At 66.5% G+C, this 1369-nt stretch carries 1 protein-coding gene; it reads right to left on the bottom strand.

Features of this window, described 5'->3' with window-relative positions; genetic code table 11:
- The coding region (locus ACFC1X_RS40800; protein ID WP_376364832.1) for an AMP-binding protein at positions 1–1369 on the bottom strand (1369 nt) is incomplete at both ends.

Raw genomic sequence — 1369 nt, 5'->3', positions numbered from 1 at the left:
ACATCCGCCTCACCAGGACCGGCCAGCAGGTGATGGAAGAAGATGCCCTCCTGCAACGGCGCCAGCGGATACACATCCGCCACATTCGCCGCCCCGCCCTCGACCGACGCACAGACCAAGTCGATCTGCGCCGCCGTCAGCTCCACCAACGGCAGCATCTCCGGCGCAATTACCTCCGCGCCCTCTTCGGGAATCCCATTCGGAGGCACCTCCACCACACCCTCGCCACCAGCACCAGCTGCAACCAAGCCTGCCGGGGTCGGCGCCACCAGCAACGCCCGCACCGACACCCCGAACCCACGCTCACGCAACCGCTGCACCAACGACACCGCCAGCAAGGAGTGCCCACCGAGCTCGAAGAAGTTGTCCTCCACCCCCACCCGCTCCACACCCAGGACATCCGCGAACACCTGACACACCAGCTCTTCAACAACCGTGGCAGGACCCCGCCCACCAGAGGACGCATACTCCGGAGCCGGCAGCGCCGAACGGTCCATCTTCCCGTTCACCGACAAGGGCAGCTCGTCGAGCACCACGACGGCAGAGGGCACCATGTACTCCGGCAACCGCTCAGCCACGAAGTTCGGCACATCACCGTTCACAGTGCCGTCATCCTCGGGCACCACGTAGGCGACTAGGCGCTTGTCACCCGGAACATCCTCTCGCGCGACCACGACCGCCTGGCCCACCCCGGGATGCGCCGCCAAGACGCCCTCGACCTCACCCGGCTCCACCCGGAACCCCCGCACCTTCACCTGATCATCCGCACGGCCAACGAAAACCAACTGTCCGTCCATGGTCCACCGAGCCAGATCCCCCGTGCGATACATCCGCTCCCCCGGCTCACTGAACGGGCACGCAACGAACCGTTCCGCCGTCAATCCAGGCCGCCCGTGATACCCGCGGGCCAGACCCGTCCCCGCCACATACAACTCACCCGCCACACCCGGAGGCACCGGCTCCAGGAACCGGTCCAGCACATACACCCGCGTGTTCTCCAACGGCCGGCCAATCGGCAACACCCCCGGCACCGACCCCACATCCCCCACCACCCACTGCGTCGCACACAACGTCACCTCCGTCGGCCCATACAAATGCCGCACCGAAACCCCAGGAACAGCCGCCAGCAGCCCCGACACCACACCCGACGGCACCACATCCCCACCCGTCAACACCTCACCCACCCCAGCAAAGCAACCCGCATCCTCCTCCACCAGCACCCGCAACAACCCCGCCGTCACATGCACCCGATCCAACCCACCACCCGCCACCAACGACCGCAACACACCACCATCCACCTCACCCACCGGCGCCAACACCACCACCCCACCACCCACCAACGTCACCCACAACTCGTACACCGACGCAT

This window comes from Streptomyces sp. NPDC056128 (assembly GCF_042263835.1).
GTDB lineage: Bacteria > Actinomycetota > Actinomycetes > Streptomycetales > Streptomycetaceae > Streptomyces.
The sequence above is the reverse complement of the archived record's forward strand: the minus strand, read 5'-3'. Positions and strand labels throughout refer to the sequence as shown.